General features: G+C 71.0%; 17 protein-coding genes. 1 reads left to right on the top strand and 16 read right to left on the bottom strand.

The window, feature by feature from the left end; all coding sequences use genetic code 11:
* Positions 1-76: 76 nt before the first annotated feature.
* The 9 genes from QSJ40_RS10450 to rimP all read right to left on the bottom strand — a co-directional run bounded on the left by QSJ40_RS10450 (position 77) and on the right by rimP (position 8711).
* The gene (locus QSJ40_RS10450; RefSeq protein ID WP_006214485.1) at positions 77-685 is read right to left on the bottom strand and encodes a GNAT family N-acetyltransferase; all 609 of its coding nucleotides are present in this window, start codon (positions 683-685) and stop codon (positions 77-79) included.
* Positions 682-1209, bottom strand: a complete 528-nt coding sequence (locus tag QSJ40_RS10445) for a hypothetical protein (RefSeq protein WP_006214484.1) — start codon at positions 1207-1209, stop codon at positions 682-684. The genes QSJ40_RS10450 and QSJ40_RS10445 overlap by 4 nt, the downstream gene beginning before the upstream one ends.
* Positions 1210-1223: 14 nt before the next feature.
* Complete coding sequence (locus tag QSJ40_RS10440; RefSeq protein WP_006214471.1) at positions 1224-1595, bottom strand: hypothetical protein; 372 nt, start codon at positions 1593-1595, stop codon at positions 1224-1226.
* Positions 1596-1647: 52 nt separating this feature from the next.
* Positions 1648-2637 carry a tRNA pseudouridine(55) synthase TruB gene (truB, locus tag QSJ40_RS10435; protein WP_006214469.1) on the bottom strand — a complete coding sequence of 330 codons (990 nt, stop codon included), beginning with the start codon at positions 2635-2637 and terminating at the stop codon, positions 1648-1650.
* The gene (gene rbfA, locus QSJ40_RS10430; RefSeq protein ID WP_006214468.1) at positions 2627-3112 is read right to left on the bottom strand and encodes a 30S ribosome-binding factor RbfA; all 486 of its coding nucleotides are present in this window, start codon (positions 3110-3112) and stop codon (positions 2627-2629) included. The genes truB and rbfA overlap by 11 nt, the downstream gene beginning before the upstream one ends.
* Before the next feature lie 175 nt (positions 3113-3287).
* Positions 3288-6203, bottom strand: a complete 2916-nt coding sequence (gene infB, locus QSJ40_RS10425) for a translation initiation factor IF-2 (RefSeq protein WP_006214467.1) — start codon at positions 6201-6203, stop codon at positions 3288-3290.
* A 214-nt stretch (positions 6204-6417) separates the two neighbouring features.
* Positions 6418-6828, bottom strand: a complete 411-nt coding sequence (locus QSJ40_RS10420; protein ID WP_006214466.1) for a YlxR family protein — start codon at positions 6826-6828, stop codon at positions 6418-6420.
* A gap of 156 nt (positions 6829-6984) precedes the next feature.
* A complete protein-coding gene (nusA, locus tag QSJ40_RS10415; protein WP_024290153.1) occupies positions 6985-7971 on the bottom strand; it encodes a transcription termination factor NusA in 987 nt (328 codons plus the stop codon).
* 218 nt (positions 7972-8189) lie between these two features.
* Positions 8190-8711, bottom strand: a complete 522-nt coding sequence (gene rimP, locus QSJ40_RS10410) for a ribosome maturation factor RimP (RefSeq protein ID WP_251714705.1) — start codon at positions 8709-8711, stop codon at positions 8190-8192.
* A gap of 234 nt (positions 8712-8945) precedes the next feature.
* Here rimP and QSJ40_RS10405 point away from each other — a divergent pair, with 234 nt between their 5' ends.
* The gene (locus QSJ40_RS10405; RefSeq protein WP_285730763.1) at positions 8946-9911 is read left to right on the top strand and encodes a polyadenylate binding domain-containing protein; all 966 of its coding nucleotides are present in this window, start codon (positions 8946-8948) and stop codon (positions 9909-9911) included.
* A gap of 73 nt (positions 9912-9984) precedes the next feature.
* On the opposite strand, the gene QSJ40_RS10400 is transcribed toward QSJ40_RS10405, so the two are convergent.
* The 7 genes from QSJ40_RS10400 to QSJ40_RS10370 form a co-directional block, all read right to left on the bottom strand.
* Positions 9985-11784 (bottom strand): proline--tRNA ligase, encoded by a 1800-nt coding sequence (locus tag QSJ40_RS10400; protein WP_285730761.1) that lies wholly within the window; start codon positions 11782-11784, stop codon positions 9985-9987.
* Between the two features lie 291 nt (positions 11785-12075).
* On the bottom strand, positions 12076-12978 hold the full coding sequence (locus QSJ40_RS10395; protein ID WP_285730759.1) for a hypothetical protein: 903 nt from the start codon (positions 12976-12978) through the stop codon (positions 12076-12078).
* A 288-nt stretch (positions 12979-13266) separates the two neighbouring features.
* A complete protein-coding gene (locus tag QSJ40_RS10390) occupies positions 13267-14082 on the bottom strand; it encodes a hypothetical protein (RefSeq protein ID WP_259872622.1) in 816 nt (271 codons plus the stop codon).
* A 212-nt stretch (positions 14083-14294) separates the two neighbouring features.
* Complete coding sequence (locus tag QSJ40_RS10385; RefSeq protein WP_206391041.1) at positions 14295-14486, bottom strand: hypothetical protein; 192 nt, start codon at positions 14484-14486, stop codon at positions 14295-14297.
* 144 nt (positions 14487-14630) lie between these two features.
* Positions 14631-15512, bottom strand: coding sequence for a GNAT family N-acetyltransferase (locus QSJ40_RS10380; protein ID WP_285730756.1), 882 nt, complete (start codon positions 15510-15512; stop codon positions 14631-14633).
* Positions 15509-16672: a flavodoxin-dependent (E)-4-hydroxy-3-methylbut-2-enyl-diphosphate synthase gene (gene ispG, locus QSJ40_RS10375; RefSeq protein WP_006214458.1), complete on the bottom strand. Its 1164-nt coding sequence runs from the start codon at positions 16670-16672 to the stop codon at positions 15509-15511. The genes QSJ40_RS10380 and ispG overlap by 4 nt, the downstream gene beginning before the upstream one ends.
* A gap of 106 nt (positions 16673-16778) precedes the next feature.
* Positions 16779-18131, bottom strand: coding sequence for a M50 family metallopeptidase (locus QSJ40_RS10370; protein WP_053447619.1), 1353 nt, complete (start codon positions 18129-18131; stop codon positions 16779-16781).
* Between the last annotated feature and the right edge of the window lie 64 nt (positions 18132-18195).

Raw genomic sequence — 18195 nt, 5'->3', positions numbered from 1 at the left:
CCTCATCCGGACGGGCACCGCTCGGCACTCGCTCAAGGGTAGTCGCTGACACCGACTCCCCGGCGGGTCGGATGCCTCAGGCCGGTGCCGGGCCGCCCCAGGGCTCGGACGGGCTGCGGTCATCGGCATCGGTCAAGGTCGCGATCCAGGTGTCGCGCAGCTGGCCCCGCTGCTCCATGTAACCGCGGACCAGAACGGGCGTGGAGAAACCGAGCTTCCAGGCGAGCTTGCGCGAGGCCCAGTTGCCATCGAAGGCCAGCCAGTGCAGGTGCGTGAGCCCCATGGTGCCGAACGCGTGCTCGATCACCAGGCGGCAGGCCGCCTCGGCGGAACCCGTGCCGCGGGCATGCGGGCCGAAGTTCAGGCCGATGTCCGCTGCACCGGCGCGCAGCCGGCACAGCTCGATCGTCCCGAGGAAGCGGCCCTGGGGATCCTCGGCAGCCCAGTTGATCGCCGATCGGGCCTTCAGCGCGCCCGGCACGTACTCCCGGATGTACCACAGCGCCGACTCCACGCCGTAGGGCTCGGGAACGGTCGTCCAGCGCACAGCCACCGGGTCCTGGCAGTTCGCGGTCAGAGCCTCGGCGTCGGCGGGGGTCAGCTCCCGCAGGGTGAGGGCCCCGTCGGTGAGCCGCGGGACGCTGAGCCCCTGGCTGGTGCTGGCGGCGGTGTCGTCGGTGCTCATGCGCGGTCTCCTGCGGTCTCGGTGGAGCGGTCGGTGAGGGGGCGGGTGCGGCGCAGCCAGATCAGCCCCACGATCGGCAGCAGCAGCGGGATATAGCCGTAGCCCTGGCCGAAGTGCGACCAGACGGTCTCATCGGCGAACAGCTCCGGGGCGGCGAAGGTCATCGCGCCGATGCCGAGCACGCCGATGAGCTCCACCAGCACGGCACCCGTGGCGATCCGATGCCAGCCAGGCCCGGTCTTCGCCAGCGCCACTGCGGCCACCACGTAGACGGTCGCGGAGAACAGCGAGAGCAGGTAGGCCAGCGGAGCGACGTCGAACTGGGTGAGGATCTGATACAGCGAGCGCACTCCGGCCGACAACGAGAAGATCCCGTAGACCACGATGATCACCCGGCCCAAGCCCGAGGACTTCGGGTCGGTGCGCCGTGCGCCCTCCCGCGGCCCGAAGCGCGACTGCAGTCGCCCGGGAGGCTCCGGCTCGGAGCCGGCGGAGCGCGGGCTCTCAGGGTCGGTGTGCTGCATGGCGTCCTCTCGACTCACTGGTAGTACCAGATGAAGTTCATCCGGTACACCATCACGATGATCGTGGGGCCCGTGGCCGCCAGGATCCAGTTGGACCAGCTCGAGCGCTCCACGAGCGACCAGATGAAGGTGCCCGCCGGGATCAGCAGCGCCGTCAGCAGGTAGCCCCAGTACTCGAGCGCCGAGCCCGAGGCCGCCGGACCGAGGATCCCCAGGAAGATCGAGCCGATCAGGTAGACGAGCAGGAAGGCCTCCAGCACGAGCACGGAGCCCTGCGTGGCATCTCCCGGGGGCCGCTTGCGCAGCGCCTCCACGGCGCAGATCAGCGTCGAGAGGCCGCCCAGGACCACCGAGGCCCAGAACCACCCGTCATATCCCCACAGCATCCGTGTCTTCTCTGCTTCCTGTCCTGCGGCCGCCGTGGCGACCGGTCCGTTCTCAGCCCTGCGCCTGGAAGACCAGGACCGACTTGGCGGTGCGCTCCTCGGCGTGTCCGCGGTCCTCGAGCAGGGCCACCACGTGGCCCTGCGGATCGAAGCCTGCGGTGAGCTCCCCCGGTCCGGTGCCGGTGGGTCCGATGCGCTTGCCCTGCCCGATCTCCACCGATTGCTGCGCGGTGAGCTCACGGGCCGGGAACATGGCCCGGGCCGCCTGGTCGAGCGAGGTGGACGGCACCGTTGCTCCCCCGGCGACGATCCCGGTGAGCGCCTCCAGCTCCCGGGCCTGCTCGAGGCCCAGGGCGCCCACGCGGGTGCGGCGCAGCGCGCTGAGGTGACCGCCGATCCCCAGGGCCTCGCCGAGATCGCGGGCGATCGCCCGGATGTAGGTCCCCGACGAGACGTCCAGGACGGCGTCGAGCTCCAGGGCATCGCGGTCCCGGCGGATCTCCGTCACGTCGAAGCGCGAGACCGTGATCGGCCGCGCCTCGAGGGCGACCTCTTCCCCCGCGCGCACGCGGGCGTAGGAGCGCTTGCCGTCCACCTTGATCGCCGAGACCGCGGACGGGACCTGCTCCAGGTCTCCGGTCAGCTCGGCGACGGCCGCGCGGATCTGCTCGTCCGTGACGGCCGCGACGGCGCTCGGATCCGCGGTGCCGGTGAGCTCGCCCTCGGCGTCCTCGGTGACGGTGGTGGCGCCCAGGCGAATGGTGGCCTCGTAGGTCTTGTCCGCGCCCACCAGGTGGGTCAGCAGCTTGGTCCCGCGCCCGACGCCCACGATCAGCACACCGGTGGCCATGGGGTCCAGAGTCCCGGCGTGGCCGACCTTGCGCGTCCCGCACAGCCGGCGCATCCGCCCGACGACGTCGTGGCTGGTCCAGCCCTTCGGCTTGTCCACGACCACGAGTCCCTCGGGCACGGTCAGCGAGGGATCGGGGCGCGGCGTCTGCGCGCTGCGCCCCGATCCGCCCGCCTGCGGCTCAGCGCTCACGAGTGCCGCTGGGATCCTCGTCGTCGGCCTCAGCGGCCGCGGACTGGGCGTCGTCGGCCTCGTCCGTGCGGTAGGAGTTCTCGCCGTTGGCGTAGGTGGCCCCGGCCGCGGAGGCGGCGACAGCCGCGTCCTTCTCCTTGGCCCGGCGCAGGACGTCCTCCAGGTTGGAGGCCGCCTCCGGGATCTCATCGGCCACGAACTCGAGCGTGGGCGTGAGCCGGGCGGTGATGTTCTTGCCGACCTCGGCGCGCAGGATGCCCTTGGCGGACTCGAGGGCACGGGCCGAATCGGCCTTCTCCTCGGCGCTGCCGTAGACCGTGTAGTAGACGGTCGCGTGCTGCAGGTCGTTGGTCACGCGGGCGTCGGTGACGGTCACGAAGCCCAGGCGCGGGTCCTTGACCCGGCGCTCCAGAGCCTTCGCCACGATCACCTTGACGCGGTCGGCCATGCGGGAAGCCCGCTGTGCATCGGCCATGATCTCTCCCGTTCTCGCGCGCGGACCCGCGGGTCCGTGCGCTGCAGTGCAGTGTCAGGGGCGGCACCGAGGCGGTGCCGGAGCGTGCGGCCCGCACCGCGGGTCCGACCCGTCCGCCCGAGGGCGGCTGCGGAACGGACCCAGCGATGCGGGCCGCACGAGGGATCGACGACGATCAGGCGCGGGGCTTCTCCTGCATCTCCCACGTCTCGATGACGTCGCCTTCCTTGATGTCGTTGAACGACCCCAGGCCGATGCCGCACTCGTAGCCCTCGCGGACCTCGGTCGCGTCGTCCTTGAAGCGGCGCAGCGACTCGATGGTCAGGCCCTCCTTGACGACGTTGCCGTCGCGCACCAGGCGGGCCTTCGCGTTGCGGCGGATGAGCCCCTCGGTGACGTACGAGCCGGCGATCGAGCCCCACTTGGAGGACTTGAACACCTCGCGGACCTCGGCCTTGCCGAGATCCACCTCCTCGTACTCCGGCTTGAGCATGCCCTTCAGGGCCGCCTCGACGTCGTCGATGGCGTTGTAGATCACCGAGTAGAACTTCATCTCGACGCCCTCGCGGTCGGCGAGCTCGGTGACGCGCTCGGCCGGTCGGACGTTGAAGCCGATGATCACGGCGTTGTCGACCGTGGCCAGGTTGACGTCGTTCTGCGTGATCGCACCCACACCGCGGTGGATGACGCGCAGCTGGACCTCGTCCGGAGCCACCTCGATCTTCAGCAGCGAGTCCTCGAGCGCCTCGACGGCACCGGAGACATCGCCCTTGATGATGAGGTTGAGCGTGTCGATCTTGCCCTCGGCCACGACCTGGTCGAACGACTCGAGCGTGACGCGCTTGCGGCGCTTGGCCAGCAGGGCGTTGCGATCGGCCGCCTGGCGCTTCTCCGCGATCTGGCGAGCGGTGCGCTCATCCTCGGTCGCGATGAAGGTGTCGCCGGCGCGCGGCACCGTGGACAGGCCGAGCACCTGCACCGGACGGGAGGGACCTGCCTCCTCGACCGCGGCGCCGGTCTCGTCGAACATGGCGCGGACGCGGCCGTGAGCCCCGCCGGCGACGATCGAGTCGCCCACGCGCAGGGTGCCCGACTGGACCAGGACGGTGCAGACCGCGCCGCGGCCCTTGTCCAGGTTGGCCTCGATGGCCACGCCGCGGGCGTCCTTGTTCGGGTTCGCCTGCAGCTCCAGGGCGCCGTCGGCCGTCAGCACGATCGACTCGAGCAGCTCGTCGATGTTCTGGGACTGGCGGGCGGAGACGTCGACGAACATGGTGTCGCCGCCGTACTCCTCCGGCACCAGGCCGTACTCGGCCAGCTGACCGCGGATCTTCTCCGGGTTCGCCTCGGGCTTGTCGATCTTGTTGACCGCGACCACGATCGGCACGTTCGCCGCCTGGGCGTGGTTCAGGGCCTCGACCGTCTGCGGCATGACGCCGTCGTCGGCGGCCACCACGAGCAGGGCGATGTCCGTGACCTGCGCACCGCGGGCACGCATGGCGGTGAACGCCTCGTGACCCGGGGTGTCGATGAAGGTCAGCGCGCGATCCTCGCCGTCGACCTCCTGGGACACCTGGTAGGCGCCGATGTGCTGGGTGATGCCGCCGGCCTCGCCCTCGATCACGCGGGTGTTGCGGATGGCATCCAGCAGTCGGGTCTTGCCGTGGTCGACGTGGCCCATGACGGTCACGACAGGAGGACGCTTCTCGAGCTGCTCCTCGCCCTCGGCGGCCTGCTCGGCCTCGAGGTCGATGTCGAAGGACTCGAAGAGCTCGCGCTCCTCGTCCTCCGGGGAGACGATCTGGATGACGTAGCCCAGCTCGGCGCCCAGCGCCTCGAAGGTCTCCTCATCCAGCGACTGGGTCTGCGTGGCCATCTCACCGAGGTGGATGAGCACGGTGACCAGCGAGGCCGGGTTCGCGTCGATCTTCTCCGCGAAGTCCATCAGCGAGGCACCGCGGCGCAGGCGCACCACAGTATTGCCGTCGCCGTGCGGCACCGAGACGCCGCCGACCTTGGGAGCATTCATCTGCTCCAGCTCCTGGCGCTTGGCGCGCTTCGACTTGCGGCCCTTGCGCGAAGGACCGCCGCGGCCGAAGGCGCCCTGCGTGGCGCCGCGACCGCCGCGACCGGGGCCGCCGCCGGGACGGAAGCCGCCGCCCGGACCGCCGCCGGGTCCACCGGGACCGCCGCGTCGACCGCCGCCGGCACCGCCGCCGCGGGCCGGACGGGTGCCGACCGGAGCAACGTTGCTGGTGTGGCCCGGCATCATGTTCGGGCTGGGGCGCGGACCGCCCGGACGGGGACCGCCTGCACCGGCACCCTGGCCGGGGCGCGGGGCGCCCGGACGAGGTGCACCGGGGCGAGGACCGCCCTGACCCGGACGCGGGGCGCCAGGACGGGGACCGCCCTGAGCGGCCTGGCCGGGGCGCTGCGTGCCCATGCCCTGCTGGGCGGCGAACGGGTTGTTGCCCGGACGCGGGCCGCCCTGCGAGCGGGCGGGGCGCTGCGCCCCGCCGGCCTGCTTGGGCGTGAACGGGTTGTTGCCCGGGCGGGGACCGCCCGGCTTGGGAGCCGCGCTGCCCGGCTTGGGGGCGGGCTTGCTCGGGGCCTCGGGTGCGGGAGCCTGCTCGGCCGAGGGCTTCTCGGCGGCGGGCTTCTCCGGCTGGGCCGCGGCCGGCTCGGACTCGGCGGCAGGCGCCGGCGGCGCCTGCTCAGCAGGCTTGGCCTGCTCCTCGGTCTTCTGCTCGGGCTGCGCGGTCTGACCGGCGGTCGCCGGCGTGGGAACCGACTGTCCGGGCTTCGGTGCGGAGGACGCGCCGGGCTTGGCGCCGCCTGCCGGCTTGGCACCGGCCAAGGACGGCTTGGCGGCGGGGTTGGAGGTCTCGGCCTTGGCCGAGCCCTCCTTCTCGCCCTTCTTCGCCAGCGCGGCCTTGGCCTGCGGCGACTCCTTTAGCTTCTTGGCGACCGGGGGCTCCACGGTCGAGGACGCGCCCCGGACGAACTCGCCCAGCTCCTGCAGGGCCGAGATCGCCTCCTTGGACGTCATCCCGAGCTCCTTGGCGAGCTCGTGAACTCTCTGCTTAGCCACTTCTCTCCTGTCCCGGCCCGCGCTCGTGACAGGAGGCGGACCGACTAACGGTCTGTCGGAGACCCTCCGAGTCGCTCGGACCGTAGGAGGGCATCCATTGCCGAGTGCGCTGGGGCACTCATCGTTCGGCACTCATCGGATGTCCATCAGCTTCTTGCTCGCTTCCCCATCAAGTGCATCCTGTGTCCTCAGTCCCATGCCGTGCGGGATGAGGTCATCTTCCGGCCGCAGTGCGGACTGCGGCGGTCGTGCTGGTGCTGCCGTCCCGATCACCCTGGAGGATCTGCTCGATCAGCAGCGCCTCGTCCTGGATCGGAACGGATCGCCGGAAGGCCCGATTGAAGGCTCTCCGTCGAAGGGCCCTGTCCGCGCATTCGCGCGAAGGGTGCAGCCACGCTCCGCGGCCTCCGAGCCGACGCGCGGGATCAGGAACCACGACGGGCTCCTGCTCTCCTGCGACGAGGCTCAGACGCACGAGCCGGTCCTGGCCGACGACCTCGCGGCAGCCGATGCAGGTGCGCTGCGGAACGTGTCCCACGTGTGTACGCACCTCTTCCTGCCGGATCCGCGAGGGCCGAGCGCTCCTGCTGGAGGCGGGCACGGCTGCGGCTGGACCGACGACCATCCTACTCCTCCCGGGACGCCCACGCAGTATCGCCGCGCACAGCGCACTCCGGGCCGGCCCGGACGGCCGGAGGGATCGGGACCATCCGATGCCCGGAGGCTGTCCTCTCCCGTGCCGTCGAGCCGGGCGCAGCGGAGGCCGGGCCTCGCGATCCGCTCAGGCCTCGCGGCGCTGGCGGTCGTCCGACTCCGAGAGGATGTCGATCCGCCATCCGGTCAGCTTGGCTGCGAGGCGGGCGTTCTGCCCCTCCTTGCCAATGGCCAGCGACAGCTTGCTGTCGGGGACCACAGCGCGGGCCGAGCGGCCGCGCTCGTCGAGCACGTCCACACGCACCACGCTCGCCGGCGACAGCGCGGCGGCGATGAAGCGGGCGGGGTCGCCCGACCAGTCGACGATGTCGATGTTCTCGCCGCCGAGCTCGTTCATCACCGCGCGCACGCGGGTGCCCATCTCGCCGATGCACGCGCCCTTGGCGTTGATCCCCTGAGTGTTGGCCACGACCGCCATCTTCGTGCGGTGGCCGGCCTCGCGGGCGATCGCCATGATCTCGACGTCGCCCTGGGCGATCTCCGGGACCTCGAACTCGAAGAGGCGGCGCACCAGGTCCGGGTGGGAGCGCGACAGGGTGATCGACGGCCCCTTGGGACCGCGCTTGGCCTCCACGACGAAGGCGCGGATCCGGCTGCCGTGGGTGTACTTCTCGCCGGGAACCTGCTCGTGCGGGGGCAGGACGCCCTCCACGGTGCCCAGATCGATCTGGATCATCTGGGGGTTGCGGCCCTGCTGGATCTGCCCGGAGACGATCTCGCCCTCACGGCCCTTGAAGTGGCCCAGCACGGTGTCGTCCTCGACGTCGCGCAGCTTCTGCACGATCACGCTGCGAGCCGTGGAGGCGGCGATGCGCCCGAAGCCGGAGGGGGTGTCGTCGAACTCGCCCACCCGGTTGCCGTCCTCGTCGACCTCGGCGGCCCAGATGGTCACGCGACCGGTCTTGGTGTCCAGCTCCGCGCGGGCGTCCTTGATGGCCCCGGGCGAGCGCTGGTAGGCGAGCACGAGCGCCTGCTCGATGGTGGGGATCAGCAGATCCAGCGGGATGTCGCTCTCGCGCTCCAGCATGCGCAGGGCGCTCATATCGATGTCCATCGAGGGGCCTTTCCGGATCGAGCCGATCGGGCTCCCCGCCGCGCGAGGACCCCGAGTGCGACGACAGCGCACCGTCCGGTGGGACGGAACGCTGTTCGCGGGTCTATGACGGCGCTGCGCGGGTGCCTGCGAAGGGTGCTCGAGGCCCTCGGCGCCGCCGGTGTCAGCCAGGCAGTCTACACCGGTGCGCTCACCACCGCCCCGGCGGGACGAGCAGCTCAGTCCTCGACGCGGACCCGGGCCTGCTTGATCTGCGACAGGTCCCAGGTCTCCGGGTCCTGCAGCTTGATGGGCATGCCCTTCTTGACCTGGGTGCTGCGCTGCAGGGTGACCTGCTCGCCCTGGACCTCCAGCACGCGGGCCTCGAAGCTGCGCCCGTGCGTGGTGCGATCCACCGGCTGCACGTCCACGAGCCGGCCGATCGAGCGCCGCCAGTGCCGCGGGCGCTCCAGCGCGCGGGCGGCCCCGGGCGAGGAGACCTGGAGCTCGTAGGCGGGACCGTCGACCGGATCCGCGCGGTCGAGCTCCTCCGAGACGGCCTGCGATGCGCGGGCGATGTCCTCCATGTCGACGCCGTCGGTGCGGTCCTCCGGCAGATCGACCAGGACCTGCACGATCCGCTGGGAGCCCGAGCCCTCCACCTCGACGTCCTCCAGGAACAGGCCCTGAGCCTCGACGACGGGGCTCAGCAGCTCCTGCAGCTTGGCCGCCAGCGGGTCCTGGGCGGGGTGCTCGCTCACGATGTCCTCCTGCGTCTTGGGGTAGTCGGTGCGGGACCGGCCGCGTTCGGGCAGCTTCTCCGCATCCCGCTCCCGGCACGCGGGCCGAGTCCGAGCCGCCGAGAGCGCTTGTGCGCACGAGCGTAGCGGCTGGCTGGGACAGCCCGACCCACCGCCGCCCCCGGGTGCGACCTACCATGGGCGCACATGAGCCCGAGCGGGATGCCCCGTCTGAGCAGCAAGGAGCCTCCCGGCATGAAGCTGACCTCCCGCGGCCGAGCCGCCGCGATCGTCGCGGCGGCTCTGGTCGTGATCCTTCTGGCGGTGCTGATCTGGCGACTGGGCCCGGGGCGTCCCGCCGACGACGGGGAGATCGCCGTGGCACAGGTCTACCGGGACACCGAGCAGCTGCTGGACTCGGAGGGCCTCGACGAGCTTCCCCAGGCGCAGCAGGACGAGCTGCGAGCGGAGCTGCAGGACCAGCTCGACGCGCTGCAGCCCTCCCAGCGCGCGCTCGAGGCCGCCGACGAGCAGGGGGCGCCCGTGGGCGTGAGCCAGGCCGACTACGTCCCCGGCCTGCCAGGCGCCTTCCTGTCCAGTGCTCGGATGATCGTCCACGGCCCGTCCGCAGCGCCCGAGCAGCAGGTCGTCCTCAGCTCGATCGCCGCCCATCGCGCCGCCACGGCCCTGGAGCTCGGCGCCGATGCGAAGAAGGTCGAGCGCGCCGTCCCCGAGCTCACCGGTGACGACGCCCTGCCGGCCGCGCAGGACGGCCAGGACCCGGCGCCGACGGCCGCGGGAGAGTCGCCGCATCCCGAGCTGGCCCTGGCCCGCCAGCTCGGACAGGCCAGGGACGCAGCCCGGACCTGGTCGCACCTGCCGTCCCACCAGAGGCCGGACTCCTCAGCTTGGGCAGAGGCCCTGCTGCCGGTCCAGGACAGCGACTGGCTCGCCGCCCTCGAGCAGCGCCACCCGTCCGTGATCGACGGCTCCCCCGGCATGCCCGAGGGCTTCCGCGACGATCCGGATGCCGCCCGCGACCGGCTCATGGACCAGCTCCAGGACACCGCCCTGGCCCAGGTCGCCGCGGCATCCGATCCCCAGGCCCAGGAGCTCGACTCCCCCTCCCCCGACCCCGGCACTGCGGTGCTCATGCGCCTGGCCATCGCCCGGGCGCAGGACGACCAGCCCGTGGGGCCGCTGCCCGGTCTTCAGGACTGAGGCCGCACCGCAGCAGATCGCGAAGGGGCCCGAGCCGTGCGGCTCGGGCCCCTTCGTCATGGGTGCGACGGACTCAGCGGTCGATCTCGGCCAGGACCTCCGCGACGACGTCCTCGCGGCGGATCTCGCGTGAATCGCTCGTGGCCCGATCCTTGATCTCGAGCAGGCCATCGGCCAGCCCGCGGCCGATCACGAGCATGCTCGGCACGCCGAGCAGCTCGAAGTCGCCGAAGCGCACGCCCGGGGAGACCTTCTTCCGGTCGTCGAACAGCACCCTGACGCCCGCCTCCTCGAGCTGGGCGACGATCTGCTCGGCCGCCTCGGCGGCGTCCTCGCCCTTGCCCGTGGGGACCACGTGGATGTCCGCCGGGGCCAGGTGGCGCGGCCAGATGATGCCCTTGTCGTCGTGGTTCGACTCCACGAGCGCGGCCACCGCGCGGGTGACGCCGAAGCCGTAGGAGCCCATGGTCACCACGACCTGCTTGCCGTTCTGGTCCAGGACCTTCAGCCCCAGGGACTCGGCGTACTTGCGCCCGAGCTGGAACACATGGCCCATCTCGATGCCCCGAGCGGCCTCCAGCGGCCCGGAGCCGTCCGGGGCCGGGTCGCCGGGCAGCACCTCGGCGCACTCGACCGTGCCGTCCCAGGTGAAGTCGCGGCCGGCCACGAGGTCGTAGACGTGTCGGTCGGCGATGTTCGCACCGGTGAGCCAGCGCGAGCCCGGGACCACGCGGGGATCCACGTAGTAGGGCAGCCCGGTGGTCGACTTCACGCCCAGCAGCGGCTCCTCCATGTTCAGGCCCGGACCCAGGTAGCCCTTGACGATCTGCGGGTGCTTGGCCAGATCGGCCTCCGTGGCCTGCTCGACCTCGACCTCTCCCCCGACGCCGATCAGGGCGCCGATCCCGGCCTCGACGCGCTTGAGATCCACGCCGCGATCGCCCGGCAGCCCGATGACCACGAGGCGCCGCTCGCCCTCTGGGGTGGTAACGGCGAGCACGACGTTCTTCAGCGTCTCAGCGGCCGACCAGGGGCCGTCGTCCTTGGGGTGCATCTCGTCGGAGCGCTGCACAAGGGTCTCGATGGTGGCGGAGTCCGGCGTGTGCTCCACATGCGCCTCCGGCTGGCCCTCGAGCGGCAGGGAGTCCGGCACCACGGTGGTCACGGCCTCGACGTTGGCCGCGTAGCCGCCCGGCGAGCGCACGAAGGTGTCCTCGCCGATGGGCGTGGGGTGCAGGAACTCCTCCGAGCGCGAGCCGCCCATGGCCCCGGATGTGGCGGCGACGGCCACGACGGGCAGCCCGAGCCGGTCGAAGAGCCGGACATAGGCCTCGCGGTGCAGGCGGTAGGACTCCTCCAGGCCGGCGTCGTCGATGTCGAAGGAGTACGAGTCCTTCATGATGAACTCGCGCGAGCGGATGAGCCCGGCCCGGGGGCGGGCCTCATCGCGGTACTTGGTCTGGATCTGGTACAGCCGCACCGGCAGGTCCTTGTACGACGAGTACAGGTCCTTGACCAGGAGGGTGAACATCTCCTCGTGCGTGGGCGCCAGCAGGTAGTCCGCGTCCTTGCGGTCCTTGAGGCGGAAGAGGTTGTCGCCGTAGTCCTCCCAGCGGCCGGTCGCCTCGTAGGGCTCGCGCGGCAGCAGGGCCGGGAAGTGGACCTCCTGGGCCCCGATCCCGGCCATCTCCTCGCGGACGATCTCCTCGACCTTCCGCAGAACGCTCAGCCCCAGCGGAAGCCATGTGTAGATCCCCGGCGCGGCTCGGCGGATCAGCCCGGCGCGGACCATCAGACGATGGCTGGCGACCTCGGCATCGACCGGGTCTTCGCGCAGGGTGCGCAGGAACAGGGAGGAGAGGCGCAGTGCCACAGGCGCTCCGTTTCACAGGTCGTCACGTTCGGCACCGCCGATGAGCGGCGCCCTTCCGGCGGTGCGCGGTGCCGTCAGCATTGACGTCCGGGTCCGGATCCCGCCCATCCTAGCCCCGACGGCCCGCTTCCGCGGGCGTCCGGACAGCGCGCTGTGAGGCCCCGCAGCACCACGATCCGGGACAGGGCGGGAACGACGACGGCCCGAGGAGCACCTGGCGCTGCAGGTGCTCCTCGGGCCGTCGAGCCGGTGCGGCTCCCGTCAGGGGCCGGACGCTCCGGAGGCTGCGACTCAGCCTTCGGAGAGGGCGGTCGCGACCTCCTCGAGCAGCGCGGCATTGTCCGGGGCGGGATCGCCCTCGATCTGCCCCGTGTCGACCACCGTGATCACGGTGTTGCCATAGGCCATTCCGGCAGTGGAGATGGACTCGCCCTCTATCTCCACGGTGGCCTCGTAGGCGCTGTCGGCACCCTCGACCTCGAGATCCGAGGTGGACAGCTCAGCGGATTCGGAGGTGCCGTCCGCAGTGACCTCGACCTCGCCGCAGCCATCGGCGGCGTCGCGGTCGGCCTGCAGGGCGTCCTCTGCGGCGGCGGCGTCATCGAAGGTCTCGGCCGAGACCATCAGGGAGCCCTCCTGATCCACAGCCAGGACGCCGTCCGTGTCATGGACTCCGCCCAGCAGGGCGTTCAGGAACGGGTCCTGGCAGCTGGCGGGCGAGACGGCAAAGTCCTCCCCGAAAGCCTCCAGCAGATCTTCCTCCGGATCGGTGCCGGTGGAGGCGAGCTGGTCGGCGGTGATCGCCATGAGCTGGGCGCCGTTGATCTGCGTGGACAGGCTGCTGAGCAGGTCGGAGTCCGAGAGGTCCTCCGGGGCCTCGCCGGAAGCGGCAGAGCTCGAGGAGGAGTCCGGGGACTCGGATTCGTCCTCGGAGGCCGATGCGTCGTCCGAGGCGGACTCGTCCTCTGAAGCCGACTCGTCGTCCGACGACTCCTCGTCGGTGGACTCCGCACTCTCCTCCGAGGCCTCGGTCGTCTCCTCGGGGGCGCTCGACTCGGGGGCCGAGCTCTCCTCGGAGGACGACGAGCTGTCGTCCCCGCCCTCGTCGTCGGTGGACTGGACGCAGCCGGTCAGCGCGAGCGCCGCGATGGCGGTGCCGGCGAAGAGGGCGCGGAAGCGAAGCTGTGCTGCCATGGGGGTTTCAGCCTTTCGTGGGTCCGGACGACGAGCGCCGGAGGCGAGCTCAAGGATGCGGGATCTGCCCGACGAGGCGCCGCTATGACGGATGACACCTCATGGGATCACTATCGCACATTCGCGCACGCGCGTCGGCAATGTTTCTTCAGCGCCGCGCCCCACGCTCACCCCGCAGCCTCTGCTCCACCTGGCCGTCGACATCCGAGCTGCGCACCGTCCGCTCGACGACAGCCGCACCCGCAAGCGTCGCGCGGGTGCGGTCGTCGTGCTGCAAAGCCGTCACGGTCAGGACTCCGAGTCGGAGGCCTCCGCAGATGCCTCATCCGAGGCGCCCTCCGACGGCTCGGCCGGACCCTCGACGAAGGTGGGTGCGATCTCCTCGAGCATCGAGGTGTAGTCGGTCGGCTCGGCGCTCTCCTCACCGCCCATGCCCGCGCTGGGATCCGAGATCGAGATGACGACGTTGCCGACGCTCATCATGGCGGTCGAGGTCGTGCTGGTCTGCCCCTGGGCCTCGACCTCGGCGTCCTGCGAGATGGCCGCGCCGGCACCCTCCACATCGATCTCCTCGGTGGTGGTCTTGATCCCCATCTCCTCGCCCATGAGGGTCATGGTGACGTCGCCGCAGTCCTTGTAGGCGTCACGCAGGCCGTTGACGTGGTCGTCGGCCGCCTCCTTGGAGTCCATGGGGTAGGCCGTGATGGAGACGCCGTCAGCAGTGGCGCCCATGACCGAATCCTTCATGACGTCCTCGAGCATGCCGCCCGTCAGCTGCCCCAGGAGCGGATCCTGGCACTCGGCCGGATCGATCTCGGCCTCCTCGAGGATGCCCTCCATCATGGAGATGCCCTCCTGGCTCATGTCCTCGCCCACGGCATCTGCCGCCGGAGTGACATTCGACAGCTCCTCGCCGTCGACCGTGGAGGCCGCCAGCGTGGACTCGACCTGCTCGGTCGTGTAGTCGGTGGGAGCCTCAGGCGCGGCGCTCTCCTCGCCGCCCGAGGAGTCGTCTCCCCCGCCGCCGCCGGCGCAGCCGGTGAGGGCGAGTGCCGCGATGGCGGTGCCTGCGAAGAGAGTGCGGAAGCGAAGCGATGCTGCCATGGGAGGTCCCAGCCTTTCGACGGCTCCGGGCGACGAGCGCCGGAGAAGAGCTTCATGGATGCGGGCGACGGCCGCCCTGAGGTGCGTGTGATGCGCGCCACCTCATGTTGATAACTATCGCACACGCAACAGCCCCCGCCGGAATGTTTCACCGGCGGGGGCTGTATGAATTCGAAAGGAAAAGCGTCGAGGCGGCTGCCCCGTCCTCGGGATCAGGACTGCGAGGCGGTCTCGAACAGGAACTGCATGCCCTCGAGACCATCCTTGGTCTCCTGGCTCTGCGAGCTGCTGAGGCTGGAGACATCGGGGACGGAGTCGCCGCCGCCCTGGCCGCATCCGGTGAGGGCGAGCGCCGCGATGGCGGTGCCCGCGAAGAGGGTGCGGAAGCGCAGCTGCTGGGCCATGGTGTGAGGGCTTTTCGCAGGCTCGCCGTTCGACGGGTGCGCTCGGGGAGCGCAGACGAGCGAGTCGGGACGAGCTGCTCGGCGTCGAATGCCGGGAGCAACAAAAACTATTGCGAACCTGCCGCGCGAACCGGCACTCCGGCCTCAGAAGAGCACGGTCGCGAAGGTCCCGTGCCGCTGGAATCCCACCCGCTCGTACGTCCGCAGCGCGGCGGTGTTGTAGTCGTTGACGTAGAGGCTCACGGCCTGGAAGCGCTGCAGCGCCTGCTCCACGACGGCGGCCATGCAGGGAGCCGCCAGCCCCCTGCCCCGCAGCTCGGGGCGCACCCACACGCCCTGGATCTGGCAGACATCGCCCGCCGCGGCGCCGAGATCCGCCTTGAAGTCCACCCGACCGTCGCGCATCAGCACGAAGGTGCGCTGCCGGGCCAGCAGCTGCTGGACGCGGCGGACATAGGACTCCCTGCCCTCCACGTACGGGGAGAAGCCGACCTCCTCTTCGAACATGGCCGCACTGGCCGGCAGCACGGCTTCGATCTCGCCGGGACGCCCCAGGCGCACCTCGGGATGCCCTTCGACCGCAGGGGCCTGATCGATGCTCAGCAGCGGCTGGCACTGCCGGATGGCGAACGGCTCGCGCCAGCGGCGCTGCACCGCTGCCCATAGCGCCAGGACGTCGTCGCGGGGGCCGAAGAAGGAGGCTCGGGCCTGGCGCGCGCCGACCAGGTGCGCGCCGACGGCCTCCGCCCCTCCCTCCCCCAGATGAACGGGGACCACGTTGGAGCCGACCCAGCAGGCGCCCGAGAGCTCGAGCGAGCGCCCCGCTGCGCCGGGGCGGGGACGATGACCGCGTGCGAGTCCGACGACCGGCTGCGTCGCGCGGGAGGGCACGTCGCGCAGCTGCGCCACGTGCTCGGCGACGAACACCGAGGAGATCGGATCCTGTCCGAGGAGCCGGTCGAGCTCCGAGCGCGGAACGGCGTGGGGCGGGACGAGCCGCGTCTGCGCGTTCGAGAAGAGCTTCACCCGACGGTGACGGTGGGCGAGGCGCCGGACTCCTCGTCCTCCTCCAGGCCCATCTCCTCTGCGACGCGGTTGGCCTCGGTGATTAGGGTCTCCACGATCTGATCCTCCGGGACGGTGCGGATGACCTCGCCCTTCACGAAGATCTGGCCCTTGCCGTTGCCGGAGGCCACGCCCAGATCGGCCTCGCGCGCCTCACCGGGACCGTTGACGACGCAGCCCATGACGGCCACCCGCAGCGGCACCGTCAGGTCCTTGAGCCCCTCGGTGACGTCGTCGGCCAGCTTGTAGACATCCACCTGGGCCCGCCCGCACGACGGGCAGGAGACGATCTCGAGCTTCTTGGGACGCAGGCCCAGCGACTGCAGGATCTGGGCGCCGACCTTGACCTCCTCGACCGGAGGAGCCGACAGCGAGACGCGGATCGTGTCGCCGATGCCCTGGGAGAGCAGGGCGCCGAAGGCCGTGGCGGACTTGATGGTGCCCTGGAACGCCGGACCGGCCTCCGTCACGCCCAGGTGGAGGGGCCAGTCGCCGCGCTCGGCCAGCAGCTGGTAGGCGCGCACCATGGTCACGGGGTCGTTGTGCTTGACCGAGATCTTGAAGTCGTGGAAGTCGTGCTCCTCGAACAGCGAGGCCTCCCACTGCGCGGACTCGGCCAGCGCTTCCGGGGTGGCCTTGCCGTACTTCTCCATGAGGCGCCTGTCGAGCGAGCCCGCGTTCACGCCGATGCGGATCGAGACGCCGGCGTCCTTGGCCGCACGGGCGATCTCGCCGACCTGGTCGTCGAACTTGCGGATGTTGCCCGGATTCACACGCACTCCGGCGCAGCCTGCGTCGATCGCGGCGAAGACGTACTTGGGCTGGAAGTGGATGTCCGCGATCACCGGGATCGGGGACTTCATGGCGATGATCGGCAGCGCGTCGGCGTCGTCCTGGGACGGGCAGGCCACGCGCACGATGTCACAGCCGGCGGCGTTGAGCTCGGCGATCTGCTGCAGCGTGCCGTTGATGTCGGTGGTGGGCGTGGTGGTCATGGACTGCACGCTCACCGGGGAGTCCGAGCCCACACCCACCGAGCCCACGCGGATCTGCCGGGTCTTGCGGCGAGGCGAGAGGACGGGAAGGGGTGCGGCGGGCATGCCCAGGCTGACCGGACTCACAGTTGGCTCCTGATTGCGTCGAGGATGGATCGGCCTCCATTGTGCCCCAGCGGTCAACCCGGTTCGTCCGCGGAGTGAGCCACGGCTCATGCCTGACTGCGGCGCCTCAGAGCAGCTGCACCGGCTCAATCAGATCTGCCAGCACCAGCACCGCGGTCATTGCGAGCATGGTCAGCGAGACGGCGTAGGTCATCGGCAGCAGCCGCAGCGGATCGAACGGCCCGGGGTCCCTGCGGCCCAGCACGCGCGCGGCGGTGCGGCGGATCCGCTCCCACAGCGCACCGGCGATGTGCCCGCCGTCCAAGGGCAGCAGCGGGATGAGGTTGAAGGCGAACAGGGCCAGGTTCACCGACCCCACCAGCCCCACCAGGGTGGCGGTCTTCTCCCGCAGCTCGAGCTGATCCGTGCTGGCGACCTCACCGGAGATCCGCCCCACGCCCACGACGGACATGGGCCCCTCCGGATCGCGCGGGGCGTCCGTGAAGGTCGACACGGCCACGTTCCACACGTTGACCGGCAGCCGGATGAGCCCGCCGGCCACGCGCTCCAGACCGTTCAGCACCTCCCCCGGCACCGCGCTGATCGGCTGCGGGGTCAGCTCGGTGAGCGATGAGGCACCGATGAATCCCACGTCCTGCATGACGTAGCGCCCGTCCTCCACGATCGGGGCACCGGTGGAGTCGACGGCCGGACGCGAGGTCTCCACCGGAGTGATCGTGGTCGAAGCGCGCTCGCCGTCGCGGTCGTAGACGACCTCGATCGGCTGGCCGGCCCCCTCCCGGACGATCTCGGTGAGCTCGTCCCAGGACTCGACCCGGCTGCCGCCCAGGGACACGACGACATCTCCGGGGCGCAGCCCCGCCGCGTGCGCCGGAGCCGCGGGGTCGTCCTGCGCGCACTCCCCCTCGGAGGCCGGTGCGGACTGGGAGGCGGCGGCCGGGTCCACGGCCTGCACGCAGCGGCTCACCGTGGCCAGCGTGGTGGTGGGCTGCTGGGAGCCGAAGCCCGTGACGAGCACCGTGATGCACACGATCGCGATCAGCAGGTTCATGATCGGCCCGCCGAGCATGATCACGATGCGCTTCCACACCGGCAGGCGATAGAAGGCCCGGTCCTCGTCCCCCGGCAGGAGCTGGGCCGCTGCCACGGATCGGGTCTGCGACGTCATCTGCTGCATGACCCCGGTGGAGTCCACGCCGGCTCGGTGGCCGGCCACCGGCGGATACATGCCGACCATGGCCACGTAGCCGCCCAGGGGGACGGCCTTGATCCCGTACTCCGTCTCCCCGCGCACCCGCGAGAACAGCGTGGGCCCGAAGCCCACCATGTACTGCATCACCCGCACCCGGAACAGCTTGGCGGGCAGCAGGTGTCCCACCTCGTGCAGGGCGATTGAGGCGATGAGGGCCAGGGCTGCCAGCAGGACGCCGAGGACGAAGATCAGGACGCTCACGCGCATATCCCACCACACCGGCAGGACGGCACAGCGGTTGCCTCGCCCTTGGGCTTCCGTGGGCTTCGCC

Origin of the sequence: Kocuria sp. NBRC 114282 (assembly GCF_030268385.1) — a bacterium.
Lineage (GTDB): Bacteria > Actinomycetota > Actinomycetes > Actinomycetales > Micrococcaceae > Kocuria > Kocuria palustris.
Note: the sequence above shows the minus strand (reverse complement) of the source record. Positions and strands in the feature narration are given on the sequence as shown.

What these genes read in the sequence shown, in the direction of transcription:
- QSJ40_RS10450 (WP_006214485.1), bottom strand. Translation starts at nt 685, where the DNA reads ATGAGCACCGACGACACCGCCGCCAGCACCAGCCAGGGGCTCAGCGTC.
- QSJ40_RS10445 (WP_006214484.1), bottom strand. Translation starts at nt 1,209, where the DNA reads ATGCAGCACACCGACCCTGAGAGCCCGCGCTCCGCCGGCTCCGAGCCG.
- QSJ40_RS10440 (WP_006214471.1), bottom strand. Translation starts at nt 1,595, where the DNA reads ATGCTGTGGGGATATGACGGGTGGTTCTGGGCCTCGGTGGTCCTGGGC.
- rbfA (WP_006214468.1), bottom strand. Translation starts at nt 3,112, where the DNA reads ATGGCCGATGCACAGCGGGCTTCCCGCATGGCCGACCGCGTCAAGGTG.
- QSJ40_RS10420 (WP_006214466.1), bottom strand. Translation starts at nt 6,828, where the DNA reads ATGGTCGTCGGTCCAGCCGCAGCCGTGCCCGCCTCCAGCAGGAGCGCT.
- nusA (WP_024290153.1), bottom strand. Translation starts at nt 7,971, where the DNA reads ATGGACATCGATATGAGCGCCCTGCGCATGCTGGAGCGCGAGAGCGAC.
- QSJ40_RS10405 (WP_285730763.1), top strand. Translation starts at nt 8,946, where the DNA reads ATGAAGCTGACCTCCCGCGGCCGAGCCGCCGCGATCGTCGCGGCGGCT.
- QSJ40_RS10395 (WP_285730759.1), bottom strand. Translation starts at nt 12,978, where the DNA reads ATGGCAGCACAGCTTCGCTTCCGCGCCCTCTTCGCCGGCACCGCCATC.
- QSJ40_RS10390 (WP_259872622.1), bottom strand. Translation starts at nt 14,082, where the DNA reads ATGGCAGCATCGCTTCGCTTCCGCACTCTCTTCGCAGGCACCGCCATC.
- QSJ40_RS10385 (WP_206391041.1), bottom strand. Translation starts at nt 14,486, where the DNA reads ATGGCCCAGCAGCTGCGCTTCCGCACCCTCTTCGCGGGCACCGCCATC.
- QSJ40_RS10370 (WP_053447619.1), bottom strand. Translation starts at nt 18,131, where the DNA reads ATGCGCGTGAGCGTCCTGATCTTCGTCCTCGGCGTCCTGCTGGCAGCC.